Source organism: Streptomyces hokutonensis (assembly GCF_000376565.1).
Lineage (GTDB): Bacteria > Actinomycetota > Actinomycetes > Streptomycetales > Streptomycetaceae > Streptomyces > Streptomyces hokutonensis.
This window is the reverse complement of the sequence record NZ_BARG01000177.1, coordinates 1-554: the sequence shown is the minus strand read 5'-3', so window position 1 is coordinate 554 and position 554 is coordinate 1. Positions and strand designations below refer to the sequence as shown.

At 63.5% G+C, this 554-nt stretch carries 1 protein-coding gene; it reads left to right on the top strand.

Translation table 11 applies throughout. From position 1 onward, the window contains the following. Nucleotides 1-554, top strand: a 554-nt coding sequence (locus SSP08S_RS58040) for an alpha-amylase family glycosyl hydrolase (protein ID WP_043260506.1), incomplete at both ends; no start/stop codon positions are given.

Genomic DNA, 554 nt, shown 5'->3' with positions numbered 1-554 from the left:
GACACCTTCGAGGACACTCCCGCCAAGGACCGGGACCCCGAGTGGTTCAAACGCGCCGTCTTCTACGAGGTCCTGGTCCGCTCCTTCCAGGACAGCAACGGCGACGGCATCGGTGACCTCAAGGGCATCACCGCCAAACTCGACTACCTCCAGTGGCTCGGCGTCGACTGCCTCTGGCTGCCCCCCTTCTTCAAATCCCCCCTGCGCGACGGCGGCTACGACGTCTCCGACTACACGGCCGTCCTCCCCGAGTTCGGGGATCTGGCGGACTTCGTGGACTTCGTGGACTCCGCCCACCAGCGGGGCATGCGGGTCATCATCGACTTCGTCATGAACCACACCAGCGACCAGCACCCGTGGTTCCAGGAGTCCAGAAAAGACCCCGAAGGCCCCTACGGCGACTACTACATGTGGGCCGACGACGACAAGCAGTACCCCGACGCCCGCATCATCTTCGTCGACACCGAAGCCTCCAACTGGACCTTCGACCCCGTCCGCAAGCAGTACTTCTGGCACCGCTTCTTCTCCCACCAGCCGGACCTCAACTACGAGAA